Origin of the sequence: Caballeronia sp. LZ019 (genome assembly GCF_031450825.1) — a bacterium.
Lineage (GTDB): Bacteria > Pseudomonadota > Gammaproteobacteria > Burkholderiales > Burkholderiaceae > Caballeronia.
On the sequence record NZ_JARTVZ010000002.1, the window covers coordinates 338,338 to 354,386 of the forward strand.

The window sequence follows — 16,049 nt, forward strand, 5'->3', positions numbered from 1 at the left end:
GTCTATTGGTGCGGCCCTCCCCGGGGCGCGCTAATAGACCGACGCGAAAATGCGAAGCCCATAAGAAATCAATCGGCCCGCAAAACGATAGTAGCCAGGGGAGGCAGGGTCAAAGCAGCGGACTGCTGCCGCCCATGACTGAACGCGTCGTCAGCATGAATAACGCCACCATTCCCCGTATTAGACCCGCCATAAATGGCAGCGTCGGAGTTGAGCACCTCACTCCAACGCCCGCCGCGAGGCAATCCAACGCGATACCCATTGCGCGGCACCGGCGTCATGTTGCAAACAACGACCAGCTCCCGCCCCTCGGCGTCGGTACGCCGATAAGCGAACACGCTGTTGGCGTTGTCGTCGCCAATGATCCATTCGAACCCTCGCGGATCGCTATCGAGCTTGTGCAACGCAGGCTCACCCACATAAAGCAGATTCAGATCGCGCACGAGCTTCTGCAGCCCGCCGTGAAAAGGATCGTCGAGCAAGTGCCAGTGCGGAGATTCGTCATGGTTGAACTCCGCGACCTGCCCGAACTCGCCGCCCATGAACAGCAACTTCTTGCCCGGATGCGTCCACATGAAAGAAAGATAAGCCCGCAAGTTGGCGAACTTCTGCCACCGGTCCCCCGGCATCTTGCCAATCAGCGATCCCTTTCCATGCACCACCTCATCGTGCGAAAGCGGCAGCACGAATCGCTCGGAATAGGCATACACCATGCCGAACGTGTAGAGGTGATGGTGATACTGCCGATACACCGGGTCTTCCTGCATGTAATGCAACGTGTCGTGCATCCACCCCATGTTCCACTTGAAGTCGAAGCCCAGCCCGCCACTCTCCACGCTCGCCGTCACGCCCGGCCATGCCGTTGACTCTTCGGCAATCGTGATCGCACCCGGAATGTGCCGCACTTCCTGATTCAATCGCTTCAGAAAGGCAATCGATTCGAGATTCTCGCGGCCGCCATAGATGTTCGGCACCCACTCGCCCGCCTTGCGCGAATAATCGCGATACAGCATGGAAGCCACCGCATCGACGCGCAAGCCATCCACGTGGTAACGCTTCAGCCACGCCAGACCCGACGCGATCAGGAACGCGCTCACCTCGTTGCGGCCGAGGTTGTAGATCATCGTGTTCCAGTCCTGGTGATACCCCTCGCGCGGGTCGGCATGCTCGTAAAGCGGCGTGCCGTCGAACTGCACGAGGCCATGCGCATCGTTCGGAAAGTGCGCAGGCACCCAGTCGATGATCACGCCGATTCCCGCCTCATGCGCGCGATTCACGAACTCCGCGAACTGCTCCGGCGTGCCGAAGCGAGCAGAAGGCGCGAACTGCCCGAGCGGCTGATAACCCCACGACCCGCCGAACGGATGCTCCGCCACCGGCATGAATTCGATATGCGTGAACCCCATCGTCTTCGCATACGGAATCAGTCGCTCCGCGAGCTCATGCCAGTTCATGCCGCGATTGCCTTCTTCCGGCACGCGCAGCCAAGATTCCGCATGCGCTTCGTAAATGGCGATCGGCGCTTGCGGCGTCTGCTTCGCGGCGCGCGAATTCATCCATTCGTCGTCGGTCCATGCGTAATGATCGATGGCGTCCGCATCCGCCACCACCGATGCCGTCGAGGGCGGCCTCTCGCTCTGCATCGAGCAGGGATCGGCCTTCAGCGGCAGCGTGTGCCCTTCGCGCGTGACGATCTCGTACTTGTAGCGCGTGCCCGCACCGATGCCCGGAATGAACAGTTCCCAGACGCCGGCGTTATGACGCAGACGCATCGGATGACGGCGGCCATCCCACGTATTGAAGTCGCCGACCACCGATACGCGCCGCGCATTCGGCGCCCACACCGCGAAGCGCACGCCGGCCACGCCGCCATGCGTGATCGGCCGCGAGCCGAGACATTCGAGCACCGCATACGGGTCCGCGTGCGATAGCCGTTCGAGCCAGTCGTCGGAGAGCACCGGGCCGAACGAATACGTGTCGTGCGTTTCCTGCGGCGTGCCGTGCCAGTCGATCGCCAGCCGATATGCAGCGGGACGTTCGACATAGCCCGCGAAAAGCCCGGCATCGTGGATGCGCGTCAGCTGGCCTAACGGCTCACCGCTCGATGCATCGACGACACTCGCACCGGACGCGTTCGGCAGGAACGCGCGCACGACATGCCCGTGCTCGGTCTGATGCAGGCCGAGCATCGAGAACGCATCGGGATGCCGCGCTTCCACGAGCGCATCGATATCGAGCGGATTGAGGCCATGCGCCGGGTCGCGCGTGTCCGGTCCCGCATCGCTACGGTTATTCATGTTGGGTTCCATCCGGATTGTCCTTGGTGGCGTCGGTCACGTGACGCGTGCCGGGCGCGGGCGGCGCGCCGGTGTCGCCGAGCAGCCGGCTCGCGAGCGATGCGAGACCGCGCAGCGGCAGCCCGATCCACGTCGGCCGGTTCGCGGCTTCGTAACGGATCTCGTAAGCGGCTTTCTCGATGAGGAAGAGATCGAGCAGCGAAGTGAACACGCTCTCGTCCGCAATCGTCTCGGGCGATGTCTCGATAGCCTGCCGGTATTGCCGCAGGAACTTGTCTTCGGCGAACGCGCGCATCTTCTCGAACAGCGCGCGCTTGCGGTCGGCCGTCTGTGCGGGCGCGTTTTCGGTCGTCGGCTGAGCGGCGGCGCTCGCATACGACAGCGAACGCAGCAAGCCCGCGACGTCGCGCAGCGGACTGGTCTTGCGGCGGCGCTCATCGAGCGTGCGCGCGGGTTCGCCTTCGAAGTCGATCAGATACGCATCGCCTTGCGCCATCAGCACCTGTCCGAGATGGAAGTCGCCGTGGATGCGCGTGCACAATGCATCGGCATCCGAAGGAACGAGCTTCTTCACCGCATCGACCAGCATGTCACGACGATCCAGCAGGCTTTGCGCGAGCGCCTGGTCGTGCTCGCTGAAGCTGGCCGCTTTCTGCCCGAGAATGTCGAGCGCGCTCGTAAGCAGTTGCAGCGTGCCGTCGACCCAGCCCTTCACGTCCTTCGCGGTGGCGCGGCGCGGCGAGAACGCTTCGTCGTCGGTCGGCGTGGCGAGCGCGACATGCAACTCACCCAGCCGCTTGCCGATGATCCCCGCGATGTTGCCGTAGCCTTCGAAGCCACCTGCCTGCGCGGTCTGGTCGGGCTTGGTCTCGTCGGTTTCGCAGGTGACCGCGAGCTCGTCGACGACACGGCGCAGATAATCGAGCGCGTAGTTCCACGCATCGCCCTGGTTGTCGACGAAGCCTTGCAGAATCACGAGCGTGTGCGGCACGTTTTGCGGATCGACGCGCACGACTTCGCCATACAGCGGGCCGGTGTTCGCATAGCCGAGCTTCGTCAGATAGCGGCTCATCTCCGCTTCCGGATGGATGCCGCCGACCACGCGCCGCACGAGCTTCAACACGACCTTGTCGCCGATCACGAGCGAGCTGTTGCTCTGCTCCGCCGCGAGCCAGCGAATCTCGGGCGGCGATGCCGGACTCATGTCGAGCTCGTCGAAGCGCTCGGTCGGAATGAAGCGGATCTCACTCTTCTGCACCGTCGGCACGACGGCGCGCTGCTTGAGCTTCTGCAGGATGCCGTAGGTGAATTGCGGCACGGCGAACGCATCGGTGATATGGCCGATGGTGCGGCCACGGCGCACGCGAGCGAGCGCAAGCTGCATGTAGAGCGGCGACGTGGTCTCGGTCCCCCACGCGATCGAAAGCGGCAGCACGTAGCGCTCGGTATGCTTGCCCACGTCCGCTTCGATTTCGGTGAACGCGAAGCCTGCGCCTTCGATCGTCGTCAGCGCGGCGAGGCGCACCGCATGCAGCTTCTGATCCTTCGATGCGAACCAGCGGCGCTTGCTCAAATAGCTCGGCAATACTTCGGATTCCAGAAGACGCACGTTCTCCGGCGTCGGTCCAGTCTGTCCCGCACGAATGACCATCGTCACGAACTCCGGCAATTGCTCTGACGGCGCCTGCGACCACGCGGGCCGCATGTTGCCGGGGCAGAGCTGGAACCACAAGAAGCCATAGGGCGGGAAGGTCAGCAGATACGTGAGCTGGCCGATGGCGGGGAACGGCGAATCGGCCGTCATTTCGAGCGGCACCGACCCCGCGAATTCCGACAGATCGAGTTCCACCGCTTGCGGCGCACGCGAGAGATTCGCTACGCACAGCACCGGCGGCTCGCCTTCGAGTTCGCGCAGATACGCCAGAATCTTGCGGTTGCTCGGCTTCAGGAAGCGGATCGTCCCGCGCCCGAACGCATGCTTCGAGCGGCGCACCGCGAGCATCTTGCGCGTCCAGTTCAGAAGCGAATGCGGATCGCGGCTTTGCGATTCGACATTGACCGCGTCATAGCCATAGAGCGAGCCCATCACCGGCGGCAGCACGAGCTGTTCGGGATCGGCGCGCGAGAAGCCGCCATTGCGATCCGACGACCATTGCATCGGCGTACGCACGCCATCGCGATCGCCGAGGTGGATGTTGTCGCCCATGCCGAGCTCGTCGCCGTAATAAATGACGGGCGTGCCGGGCATCGACAGCAGCAGCGAGTTGATCAGTTCGATGCGGCGGCGATCGCGTTCCATCAGCGGTGCGAGACGGCGGCGAATGCCGAGGTTCAGGCGCGCGCGGCGATCGGCGGCATAGGTGTTCCAGAGGTAATCGCGCTCGGAGTCCGTCACCATTTCGAGCGTGAGTTCATCGTGATTGCGCAGGAAGATCGCCCACTGATTCGTGGCCGCGAGGTCCGGCGTCTGCCGCATGATGTCCGTGATCGGGAAGCGGTCTTCGCTTGCAATCGACATGTAGATGCGCGGCATCAGCGGGAAGTGGAACGCCATGTGGCATTCGTCTTCGTCGCCGAAATATTCTTTCACGTCCTCGGGCCACTGATTCGCTTCCGCAAGCAGCATGCGGTTCGGATACTCGGCGTCGATGGTCGCGCGAATCTGCTTCAGGATAGCGTGCGTTTCCGGCAGGTTCTCGTTGTTCGTGCCTTCGCGTTCGACGAGATACGGCACCGCATCCAGCCGCAGACCGTCGATGCCCATGTCGAGCCAGAAGCGCATCACGCTCAGCACTTCCTTGATGACCGCGGGATTATCGAAGTTCAGGTCGGGCTGGTGCGAATAGAAGCGGTGCCAGTAGTACTGCCCCGCAACGGGATCGTGGGTCCAGTTCGAAGGCTCTGAATCGATGAAGATGATGCGCGTCTCTTCGTACTTCTTGTCGGTATCGGACCAGACGTAGTAGTTGCGATGATTCGATCCCGGCTTTGCGCGCCGCGCACGCTGAAACCACGGATGCTGGTCCGACGTGTGATTGATGACCAGTTCCGTGATGACGCGAATGCCGCGCGCATGGGCTTCCTGAATGAAGCGCTTGACATCCGCGAGGGTGCCGTAGTCCGGATGCACGTTGCGATAGTCGGCGATATCGTAGCCGTCGTCGCGGCGTGGCGACGGATAGAACGGCAGCAGCCAGATTGCATCGACGCCAAGCTCCGCGATGTAATCGAGCTTCGCGAGCAGGCCCGCGAAATCGCCGATGCCGTCGTTGTTCGCATCGAAGAACGACTTGATGTGAACCTGATAAATGATTGCGTCCTTGTACCAGAGCGGATCATCGCTCAGCAGCGATGTCTTTTTATTGCGCTTCACCCTTGTATCCACGGTTTGCTCCAAGTGCTCTTAGTAGGCCATGTGCCCTGTTATCGGTTCACCGTCGTTCGGTGCGTGCGCATTCACTGTTCCCCGGCGAGCTGAGGCTTCGGCAGTCCCGATGTCGGCGAGATGCGCCAGATCGCGAAGGGCAGCGAATGCGGATTGAGCCGCACGTGCTGGCGCCGTCCGCGCCATTCGAAACGGTCGCCCGTCACCTGATCCTCGACCGCGATCGCATCGCCTTCGTGCACGCCCCAGCGTTCCAGCGTCTTCCACGGCAATTCGATATCCGCGCCCTGCTCGTTGAACGGATCGAGATTGATCGCGACGAGCACGACGTTATCGCCCGATGCGTTCACCTTCTCGAAGAACAAAATGTGCTCGTTGTGCGCGGGCAGAAAGTTCACGCCGAGATGCGTCTGCAACGCGGGATTCGCGCGGCGGATGCGGTTCAACGCCGTGATCTCGCCGACGATGTTGCCCGGCCGGTTCCAGTCCCACGCTCTCAGCTGATACTTTTCGGAATCCAGATATTCCTCGCTGTTGGGCAGTGCAGCGGACTCGCACAATTCGAACCCGCTATAGACGCCCCACAATCCTGACAAGGTCGCCGCGAGCGCCGCCCGAATCACGAAGCCGGGACGCCCCGAGCTTTGCAGAAAACGCGGATTGATGTCCGGCGTGTTGACGAAGAAGTTCGGGCGGAAGTAATCCTTCGCATCGGTCTGCGTGAGGTCGTGCATGTACTCCAGGAAGTCGCGCTTCGTTTCGCGCCACGTGAAGTACGTGTACGACTGCGAGAAGCCGAGCTTCGCAAGACGGTTCATCACGCGCGGCCGCGTGAAGGCTTCAGCGAGGAACATCACGTCGGGATGACGCGCACGTATATCGCCGATCACCCATTCCCAGAACGGGAACGGCTTCGTATGCGGGTTATCGACGCGGAAGATGCGCACGCCCGCCGCGATCCAGTGCAGAAACACGTCGCGCAGCGCGATCCACAGATCGGGCTTCGCGTCCTTCGCATAGAAGTCCGGATTCACGATGTCCTGATACTTCTTCGGCGGGTTCTCCGCATAGCGCAGCGTGCCGTCGGGCCGCCAGGCGAACCACGTCGGATGCTCCTTCAGCCACGGATGGTCGGGCGAGCATTGCACCGCGAAGTCGAGCGCGATCTCGAGCCCGTGTTCGTGTGCGGCATCGAGCATGCGCCTGAAGTCGTCGAGATTGCCGAGTTCCGGATGCACGGCGGTATGCCCGCCTTCCTTTCCGCCGATTGCATACGGGCTGCCGACATCGCCGGGCTGGGCCGTCAGCGAGTTGTTCCTGCCCTTGCGGTTCGCCATCCCGATCGGATGGATCGGCGGGAAATACAGCACGTCGAAGCCCATCTCGCGGATGCGCGGCATCTTGCCGATCACATCGATGAACGTGCCGTGCCGGTTCTCGTCGTCGCTCATCGAACGCGGGAAGATCTCGTACCAGCTCGCGAAGCGCGCAGCCGCGCGTTCGGAGTCGATGCGATACACCACCGGGTCGCGCGACAGGAACGGCCGATGCCGCGCCGCCGCCACGGCTTGCGCCGTCGCCGGCGCAAGGACGAGTTCGAGCTTGCGCGCGTCGTCGGCCTTCGTGAATTCCTTCACGATCTTCTCGAGCGGCGCGCTGTCGGAATCTTCGACGGTCTTCACTTCGGCGAGAATCAGCGCGAACAGATGTTTCGCTTCCTCGACTTCGAGTTCGACGGTCTGCCCGGCTTTCAGCTTCTTCTGCATGTGATCGACGAGCGACGCGTAATCGTCGCGCCACGCCATCACCACGAACTCGTGCCGGCCCACGCGTTCGAGCGGAATGCGCGTGGTCCAGAGATCGAGGCCGAGCGGCAGCACCGGCGACATAGGCGTTTCGTGCCATTCGGTCTCGTCGGCCGCGCGCCATTGCACGGCGGCCGCGATCTTGTCGTGGCCTTCCGCGAAGATCGCGGCCTGAATCTCCACCGCCTCGCCGACGATGCGTTTCGCCGGGAAGCGCCCGTGATCGACCGAAGGCGTCACGCTTTCGATCGATACGCGCGGCGCGGCGATCGCCTCCGCCACCGATTTCTTGTCGGCCGCCTTCGCGCCGCGTTTCACTTGCGGCTGCGCGAGCAGCACGAACGGCTCGGCTTCCGCGCGGAAGAGGCGCACGTCGCCCGCTTTCAGCGTCAGCGACGCGAGGCGCTCGGGTTTCGCGCCGGCATCGTCGATGGGCGCAAAGCGCGTGTAGTTGCCGGGGACGCCTTCGAGCAGGTGGCGCGTATCGACCTGCACGGGCGCAACCAGGTCCGGATTGATGACGACGAGCACCGCCGATTCGCTATGCCGCAAATCGCCGCCCGCCGCCCGAATCAGCGCCGCGTAAGGGGTGCCGGCGCCGGTCAGCGCGCGCAGCTCGCCGACGCCGGACAGCGTCTGCGTTCCGCTTTGCAGACCGTTCGCGCGCTTGACTTGCGCGCACAGATCGAAGCGCGCTTCCTTCTTCGCACGCTGATACTCCGCCGCGACGCCGTATTGCTGCGACATCGGCAAGCCGACGCCGTACTCGAAACCCATCGGCACGAGCAGGCCGGTGCCGAGCGCGGCGGCGGTGAAGAGCGCGCGGCAGTAGGCGCGTTCGATGAGCGCGGTGTCGCTCGTATCGCTCAGGTCCGCGATCAGCCGCGAGCCGAAGGGCTCCTCGGGGAATGTGATCGGCGGCGCGATGCGTGACAGCGCCGCGTGTTCGTTGACGAGCCAGGCGCTTTTGAAGTCCCACCAGCGCGTCGACGCGAAGACGGCATCGAAGCCGGCATCGACGAGGCCGTGCAGGTCGTGGCGCGATACGCCGACGGTCCACGCGAGCCAGCGCGTCTCGGGATGCTTCTCGCGCACCGCTGCGCCGAGCCTGCGCCAGACGTGCGCCGGCACCGCGTGCGGCGAGCCGAAGCGGAATCCGCCGACGCCCGCATCCGCGATCGCGCCGAGTTCGCGCGCCCACCAGGTGGTCAGTTGCTGCGCGGCTTCGCCATCGTTGAAGTTGGCGTGCGCGACATCGCGCTGACTCGGCGGGCGGCGCGGATCGAGCCGCGCATCGGCGGTCTCGAACGGCCTGAACCAGTGCTTGTTGTCCTGATACAGCCCGCCTTCCGCGCTCACGCGATCGATCACGATATCGACGAGCAGCGTGATGCCGTGCTGCTTCGCGGCATCGGCGAGTTCGCGCAAGTCCTCCGCGGCGCTCGCGTTCGATTCGAAAACAGGATGCAGGCGATGATGATCCGCGACCGCTTCACGGTGCCCGTTGCTGCCGGGCACGAACGGCGAGCCGATCAGGACGTGGTCGAAGCCCAGCGCGGCCGCGTGCTCGAACTGGGCAGGCCAGTTGGCGAGAGGGCCGACGAGAAGAGGATCGATGAAGTAGATACGGGGCGCGTACGCATGATGAGCTTGATGGTTTTCCATCGTTCGTCTTTTCCAGAGTCGTCCTGCGGTGGCGGGGATGCGGGCAACGAAATCGCGATCACGCTCACGGGTCAAACTGGCTGAAGGGCCGGTCCACACGTTTTTCGGCGCATCGCGCGCTTCGCGGACCCAAGCGACAAGCTCGGCGCCGTCGACGATGCAGGCCCGGGTCGCGTCTCGCGATGCGAATGGATCGGGCACGGCTGCCGCCACGGTCCAATGGGTTTCCAGCGGGCGTTGCATCGCCTGACAGCACGTTGCGTGCCGCGCCCAAGGGCTCGCGAAGCGGCGCTGCGTCACAGCGATACTATGCGGCAAGCCGGGGCGGATGTGGGCCGCCCCCGTTCGTTGCCGTTCGACGCTATGCGCGCTTCGCGACCAGCGGCTTGCCCGTCTGCTGCGCGTGATCGGGAAGCGGCGCGTGCGCGCCGGCCCGCACGGGCAGACGGCGCAGGCGCACGGCCGTGCGGCTCGGGCGCAGTCCGGTGAGGTCGGAATACAGCGCGATCATCTTCGATACCGCTTCGCCCCAGCCGAAATCGCACGACATCGCGTTGCGCTGCATCGTGCGCCAGACAGGCGGACGCATGTACGCATCGAGGGCGCGGCCCGCTGCGGTAACGACATCGTCGGGCGTCTCCCCGTCGAACAGAAAGCCCGTGGGCGCACGCGAGGAGGGCTGCATCGCGATGGGAGCGTCGTGCGTGCCGTCGCGCATATACACGGTTTCGCGCGAGGCGATGTCGGCTTCGGCGGCGTCGACGATGGTATCGGCCAGTCCGCCCACGCGCGATGCCACCGGCAGGGTGCCGTAGCGCATCGCGTAAAGCTGCGTGAGGCCGCACGGCTCGAAGCGGCTTCCATGCAGCAGCATGTCCGCGCCTGCGTGCAGCGCATGCGCGCGACGCTCGCTATAACCGATATGCACGCCCACGCGATCGGGCCATTCCTGCGCGAGCTTGCGAAAACCCTTCTCGATGTACGCCTCGCCCTGACCGATCACGGCGAGCTGCAGGCGCGGATGCTTCTCCAGCAGACGCGGGAGCGCCTGAAGCACGACATCGGCGAGCTTCTGGCCGGTCATGCGGCTGCCGATGGCGATCAGCGGCGCGAAAGGATCGACCGGCAGGCCGAACATGCGCTGCAGCGTGCGCTTGCAGGCGTGCTTGCCGCGCATGTCGTCGAACGAGTAATTGCGCTCGATCAGAGGATCGACGGCGGGATTCCACACGCCTTCGTCGATGCCGTTCACGACGCCCGACAGCTTGTCCGCGCAGCTTTGCAGCACGCCTTCCATCAGGTGCCCGAAGCGCGGGGTGAGAATTTCGCGCGCGTAGTTCTCACTGACGGTCGTCACGCGGTCGCTGTGAACGATACCCGCCTTCATCAGACTCAGCGCGCCATAGAACTCGATGCTCTGCGGATCGCTGAATGCGTGCACGAGCCACTTCTCCGGCACGCCGAGCGAGCGGCCGAGCGACAGCGCGTAGTTGCCCTGGAACGCGAGGTTGTGAATCGTAAAGACGCTCTTGGCCTGCACGCCGGCGTGCTTCATCAGCAGCGGCGTGAGGCCGCTGTGCCAGTCGTGCGCGTGAACGATATCCGGCTTCTTCACGCCGCGCACGCCTTCTGCGACACGCACGGCGGCTGCCGAGAGCGTCGCGAAGCGGACGGCGTTATCGGGATAGTCGCGGCCCTGCGCATCCTGATAGAGCCCCGTGCGCGCATACAGTGCATCGCAGCGCAGCAAAAGGACGGGCACGCCGGTATCGGGCATGCGCCCGCGCAAGAGCGAGGCGTCGCCGCCGGGCAGATCGTGAAGGGTGCAGACCTTGCTGACGTCCTCCGCCATCGCGATGGCGTTCGGATATGCGGGCAGGAGGATGGTGGCGTCGACGCCGGCTGCGCGCAGGGCGGCGGCGTATGCGCTGACCATGTCGCCGAGGCCGCCGGTCTTGGCGAGCGGGACGGCCTCGGAGGCGACCAGCAATACGTTCAAAGGCAAAGTGGACTCCTGTGCGGACAAACACGGGGCGATGGCCATGCGCTCGTCAACGTCTATCGGCGTGACGAGGAGCAGCCGGGCCGCGCATTCCGGTGCTGATCGGGTTGGTTCTTTTTGGCTTGCGCAGTGCAGCAATGTGCATGCCACGACCCGTTGCCGTATGTGCGGGCTCGCACGATCATTTCGGACTTATGTTCGACGAGGGTCCGCTGTCGCGCATCAGGGAACATCGAAAAGCGCATGATCGTGCCGCGTGTAAAACTGACAGCGGCAGGCGTCGCGTTTTTACACGGGGCGTTAAGAGCTTATGGCGTGGCTATGACAGGCGCATTGCGCGCCTCGCTCCGGCGTCAACCGCCGACCATGCTCGCCGCGATGTTGACCGACAGCCCGAGCACCGCGAGATTGAAGAAGAACGACAGCACCGATTGCGCGAGCGCCGTGCGGCGTGCGTCTCCGGAGCAGAGCACGACGTCCGAGGTCTGCGAGGCGACCGCGATCGTGAACGAGAAGTACAGGAAATCCCAATAGTCGGGTTTGAGATGGCGATCGGGAAACCGGAGCGCCGTATCGCCCGATGGCGAGCGATAGTAATGCCGCGCGTAATGCAGCGTGAACATCGTCGGGATGAGGAACCACGCGCCGAGCATCGTCGCGCCGGTCAGCGCGTAGTTCAGATACGCGTGCGCGCCGAGGCTTTTCGCTGCAGCCAGTTCAACGACGATCGCAACGAGGCTCGCGACGGCCGCGAGAGTCACGATCATCAGCACGGCGGCGGCGTTTTCGTCCTCGCGTTCGGCGAGCGCCTGCACGTTGCTCTGATGCGCCGTGGCCATCTGCACCCAGATCAGCGCGAGGTACAGCCACACCGCCGAGTCCCAGCCGATGAGCGCGCGCACGATGGGCCGCACGTGCCCCGGCAGCAGCGCGGTGACGCCGAAACCGATCACGAGGGCGATCAGGGCGCGCGGACGCGTGCGCAACACGGGCGGAAGAAGGTTCATCGTCTCGACGGGGAAACGTGCAAGTCAGCGATTATCACTGACGCGCCTTACAGTGCGATGCTGCGAGCGATGGCCGCAGCGCCCGCTTTCGCGCGACAATCGCCATTGGAGACCATTTCGAAACGCTCTCGCCGCTCGCCGCCGAAAACGCAGCGAAAAGCGACCCAGCACGCACACCGGCCGTTGAGCCGGCGATAAGATCGACGCATGAATGATCCTACCTATCCCGTCGTCTGCAGGCATCCAGCCAATGAGATCGGCCGCGATTTCGTCGTCGGCGATCTGCACGGCTGCGTCGATGCGCTGCGTTATCTGTTGCGCGAGATCGGCTTCGACGGCTCGCGCGATCGTCTGTTCTCAGTCGGCGACCTGATCGATCGCGGCACGGATTCTCTCGCGGCCATCGAGCTGATCGACAAGCCGTGGTTCTATCCGGTGCTCGGCAATCACGAGGATTCGCTGATCGCGGTCGCGACCGGGGCGATGCGCCGGCAGGCGTGGTACGCGATCGGCGGATCATGGGCCGAAACGCTCGCCGACGAACAGCTCCACGCGCTCGCCACGCGGCTCGCGCGGCTGCCGCTGGTGCGCATCGTCGGCGAGGGCGCGCGGCGCTTCAACGTGTTGCATGCGGAGTTCTTCGGCAGCGACGCCGATCTGGACGCCGCCGAGTTCGCGGACGAAACGCGCAGCCAGATGTTGTGGGGCCGCGGCCTTGCGCTCGGCAATGCGGACCCCGGGTTGCAGCGCGGTCTCTCGCCGACGTATTGCGGCCATACGCCGATGCGCGCCGTGCGCCAGATCGGTTCGCAGATTTTCATCGATACGGGCGCGTTCGCCTCGGAAGGGCGGCTCACGATCGTCGAAGCCGGCACCGACGAACGATGGTCCGTCAAGGAACGATGGGCCGCGTCGGAAGGCGCGCGGGAGCTGGCGCTGCCATAAAGGCACGGCCGTTGCTCAATTCCTCGCCATGTATCGAAAGCAAACAGGCGAGGCTTGCAGTGGCGACGATCGAAAGCAACGGGGCTGGCAGTACGAGCGGTGCACAGCACGGGAACGCGGCAGCCATCATCGACGATCTGCCACCCGGCCTCCGATACGTCGACGACTCGCGGCGCGGCTATACCCGCGAGTGGATCGACGGTGCGTTCGTCTATTTCAATACTCAGGGCAAGCGCATCGAGGATGAGGCCGAGATCCGGCGCATCAACGCGCTCGCCATCCCGCCCGCATATACCGATGTCTGGATTTGCCCCGATTCGCGCGGCCATCTGCAGGCGACGGGCCGCGATGCGCGCGGGCGCAAGCAGTATCGTTATCATCCGCAATGGCGCGAGACCCGCGACGCGAACAAGTACGAGCGCATGCTCGCGTTCGGCGCGGTGCTCCCGAAGCTGCGCGCTCGCGTCACGCGCGATCTCGCGCTCGACGGCATGCCGCGCGACAAGGTGCTCGCCACGGTCGTGCGGCTGCTCGACACGACGCTGATCCGCGTCGGAAGCGAGGAATACGCGCGCGAGAACCGCTCATACGGGCTGACGACGCTCAGGAAGCGGCACCTGAAAGTGTCGGCGGGAACGCTGCGCTTCAAGTTTCGCGGCAAGAGCGGCATCGAGCACGACGTCGCCGTGAGCGATGCGCGCGTCGCCCGGATCGTCAGGCGCTGCATGGACCTGCCCGGCCAGGACCTGTTCCAGTATCTCGATGCGGACGGCACGCGCCACGGCGTGACTTCGTCCGACATCAACGACTATTTGCGGGAGATCACTGGCGCGGATTTCACTGCGAAGGACTATCGGACGTGGGCGGGCAGCGTGTTCGCGCTCGCGGCGCTGCGAAAGCTGCAGTGGGAGACAGTGACCGAGGCGCGCAAGCATATTGTCGGGACCATCAAGGAAGTGTCGCAACTGCTGCGCAACACGCCGGCCGTCTGCCGCAAGTGCTACGTGCATCCGGCCGTGATCGAGGCGTTCGAGGCGGGCGAACTTGCAGAGGCGCTGCCCGCGTCGCGTCGCCACGGACTGAAGACCGACGAGGCTGCACTCGTCATCTTTCTCGAGAAAGAAGCGAAGCGCCGGGCGCGCGAGGCGGCGCGGAAGAACCGCAAGGGCGCTGCGGCAAGCGATACGCGGCTCACCGGCCTGCTCGCCGAATCGAGCCGCAAGGCGCGCGGGGGTGCGCTGAAGGGCAGCGCGAAGGACGCGGCGACGCAGGCAATCGAGACCGTCGCGCGCAAGACCGCGCCGAAGGCCGCCCGCCCTGCGACGAAGAAGCTGTCGCGCACGCGGACATCGACGGCGGTGGCGATCCGATGATCGCCTAGCCGACCTGATTCAGCTCGAACACGTAATCGATCGCATCGCCGTTCCAGTTGTATTCGAGATACGCGGCGTGATGGCAGTCGCGCAGCATCGTCGTGCGCAAGGCGGCCAGGCATTCGCCCTGGGGATCGCGCACCGACGGATACGCGATCCCCGGCGCGCCCGCCGCACGGATTGCGCGGCCCAGAGCCTTGCCGGGCGCGTAGTCGTCCGGCGCGAGAATGCGCGGATCGAGACCCGCCAGCGCGATACGGTCGTCCCGCAGATCCACGACCTCGCCGTGCGCGATCACCGTATAGAGTCGCATCTGCTGACGCAGCGGCGCTTCCCGGGTCGCGGCGAGGAACAGGCCGGCGTGATAACGCGTCTCCGCGATGGCCGTGCGCCGCTCGCGGGCGCAATAGAACACGCCGAAGCTGCCGTCCGAAAAGCGGCTGCCGCTCGGATTCAAATGCGTGAAAGCGGCCATGATCGGCCCGCACCCCGGCCCGAAACAGCGTTCGCCGGGCGGCACGAGATCGAGTTCGCCAATCTCGGTGCGCAGGCGGTCGTTGGTCATCGCTTCGAGCGCATAGAGAGCGTCGAAATCCTGTGGCGACGCGACGCGGTCGAAGAGATTCACCGCCGGGAAACGCGTCGGGATCACGCGATACGCCGGCGACCAGTCGAGTTCGCCGTGCGGCCAGCGCGCCCGCCAGTTCGATTCAGCCTGCTTGTCGTTCACGCCCATCCGCCTCGCATCGCGTCGAGATACTGGCGCACGGCGACGAGATCGCTGATATTGCCCGCCAGCATGCGGTCGAGCGCCGGCCTGCCGCCGAACGGCGGCGCGGTGTTCGGACGCCTGACCCATGTATCGGCGGCGTGCGGCTCGGGCAGCAGGATTTGCAGCGCCTTGTAGATGCCGAGAATCAGCGAGAGGCGCTCCAGCGTGTCGCGCGGCAACCGCGCCGATTCGGGCGTGTTCTTCCACTTGAAGTACGTGGAGCGGCCGGGCGAGCCGAGCAGCTTGATCTGCTCATCGGCCGACAACGCCCAGTCGCGGGCGATGTTGATGAAAGCGCGCAGGCCGGCAGCGGACAAGTCGCCGATATCCGGCGTGGAACGCGGCGCCGGCTGGCCGGCCGCCGCAGAGGCGGCGCGTGCGGCATGGGGCATGTCGCTAAGTCTCCAAAGGAACTCTTAACGCATGGTAGTCCATATATGGATTTATACAAGCGATATTTCGCCCGTGCGTGAGATGCGCTCGTCAGTCCTCGTCTTCACGCGGACCGTAGCGACGGCCGGGTACGTGCGAATTCAGCGCATCGGCGATATCGGATGGCGTGCAATCTGCCGGGACGATGCAGCGCTGCAGATGCGGATCGCTCTTCAGCGACCACTCGACCATCCGATACGCTTGACCCCACGGCGGCTGGATCGGCGCGGACAGGCGGCAGCGGCTCAGCTTGAGCGCGGTGTGGCTGCGCATCGCCCGGGCAAGATTGGCGAACGGCGGACGCGCTACGGCGTTGCGGGACATGGCACATTCCTCACGTTGGCGGCCCGGTTCGTCCGGTGGACT

Annotated in this window: 10 protein-coding genes; 2 read left to right on the top strand and 8 right to left on the bottom strand. The window is 64.7% G+C overall.

Annotation, left to right across the window (positions count from 1 at the left end):
- Nucleotides 1-68 precede the first annotated feature (68 nt).
- From glgB to P9255_RS04570, 5 genes are all read right to left on the bottom strand, one after another.
- The gene (gene glgB, locus P9255_RS04550; protein ID WP_309765732.1) at nucleotides 69-2,297 is read right to left on the bottom strand and encodes a 1,4-alpha-glucan branching protein GlgB; all 2,229 of its coding nucleotides are present in this window, start codon (nucleotides 2,295-2,297) and stop codon (nucleotides 69-71) included.
- Nucleotides 2,290-5,670 carry a maltose alpha-D-glucosyltransferase gene (gene treS / locus P9255_RS04555; RefSeq protein WP_309765733.1) on the bottom strand — a complete coding sequence of 1,127 codons (3,381 nt, stop codon included), beginning with the start codon at nucleotides 5,668-5,670 and terminating at the stop codon, nucleotides 2,290-2,292. The genes glgB and treS overlap by 8 nt, the downstream gene beginning before the upstream one ends.
- 83 nt (nucleotides 5,671-5,753) lie before the next feature.
- Entirely contained in the window at nucleotides 5,754-9,152 is a 3,399-nt protein-coding gene (locus P9255_RS04560) for a maltotransferase domain-containing protein (RefSeq protein ID WP_309789196.1), read from the bottom strand.
- 361 nt (nucleotides 9,153-9,513) lie between these two features.
- Nucleotides 9,514-11,157: a glycogen synthase GlgA gene (gene glgA, locus P9255_RS04565; RefSeq protein WP_309765735.1), complete on the bottom strand. Its 1,644-nt coding sequence runs from the start codon at nucleotides 11,155-11,157 to the stop codon at nucleotides 9,514-9,516.
- 350 nt (nucleotides 11,158-11,507) lie between these two features.
- Nucleotides 11,508-12,161 carry a DUF1345 domain-containing protein gene (locus P9255_RS04570; RefSeq protein WP_309765736.1) on the bottom strand — a complete coding sequence of 218 codons (654 nt, stop codon included), beginning with the start codon at nucleotides 12,159-12,161 and terminating at the stop codon, nucleotides 11,508-11,510.
- Between the two features lie 207 nt (nucleotides 12,162-12,368).
- On the opposite strand from P9255_RS04570, the gene P9255_RS04575 reads away from it, so the two are divergent.
- Both P9255_RS04575 and P9255_RS04580 read left to right on the top strand, forming a co-directional pair.
- A complete protein-coding gene (locus P9255_RS04575) occupies nucleotides 12,369-13,106 on the top strand; it encodes a metallophosphoesterase (protein ID WP_309765737.1) in 738 nt (245 codons plus the stop codon).
- 59 nt (nucleotides 13,107-13,165) lie between these two features.
- Complete coding sequence (locus P9255_RS04580) at nucleotides 13,166-14,479, top strand: DNA topoisomerase IB (protein WP_404980254.1); 1,314 nt, start codon at nucleotides 13,166-13,168, stop codon at nucleotides 14,477-14,479.
- Nucleotides 14,480-14,483: 4 nt separating this feature from the next.
- Here P9255_RS04580 and P9255_RS04585 read toward each other — a convergent pair whose 3' ends face one another.
- From P9255_RS04585 to P9255_RS04595, 3 genes are all read right to left on the bottom strand, one after another.
- Nucleotides 14,484-15,209, bottom strand: coding sequence for an RES family NAD+ phosphorylase (locus P9255_RS04585; protein WP_309765738.1), 726 nt, complete (start codon nucleotides 15,207-15,209; stop codon nucleotides 14,484-14,486).
- Nucleotides 15,206-15,643, bottom strand: coding sequence for an MbcA/ParS/Xre antitoxin family protein (locus tag P9255_RS04590; RefSeq protein ID WP_309765739.1), 438 nt, complete (start codon nucleotides 15,641-15,643; stop codon nucleotides 15,206-15,208). The genes P9255_RS04585 and P9255_RS04590 overlap by 4 nt, the downstream gene beginning before the upstream one ends.
- A gap of 91 nt (nucleotides 15,644-15,734) precedes the next feature.
- Nucleotides 15,735-16,007, bottom strand: a complete 273-nt coding sequence (locus P9255_RS04595; RefSeq protein ID WP_309765740.1) for a DUF2866 domain-containing protein — start codon at nucleotides 16,005-16,007, stop codon at nucleotides 15,735-15,737.
- Between the last annotated feature and the right edge of the window lie 42 nt (nucleotides 16,008-16,049).

Excerpts from the sequence above, each read along its gene's own strand:
- glgB (WP_309765732.1), bottom strand. The coding sequence starts at position 2,297 with ATGAATAACCGTAGCGATGCGGGACCGGACACGCGCGACCCGGCGCAT.
- P9255_RS04595 (WP_309765740.1), bottom strand. The coding sequence starts at position 16,007 with ATGTCCCGCAACGCCGTAGCGCGTCCGCCGTTCGCCAATCTTGCCCGG.
- P9255_RS04570 (WP_309765736.1), bottom strand. The coding sequence starts at position 12,161 with ATGAACCTTCTTCCGCCCGTGTTGCGCACGCGTCCGCGCGCCCTGATC.
- P9255_RS04560 (WP_309789196.1), bottom strand. The coding sequence starts at position 9,152 with ATGGAAAACCATCAAGCTCATCATGCGTACGCGCCCCGTATCTACTTC.
- P9255_RS04575 (WP_309765737.1), top strand. The coding sequence starts at position 12,369 with ATGAATGATCCTACCTATCCCGTCGTCTGCAGGCATCCAGCCAATGAG.
- P9255_RS04590 (WP_309765739.1), bottom strand. The coding sequence starts at position 15,643 with ATGCCCCATGCCGCACGCGCCGCCTCTGCGGCGGCCGGCCAGCCGGCG.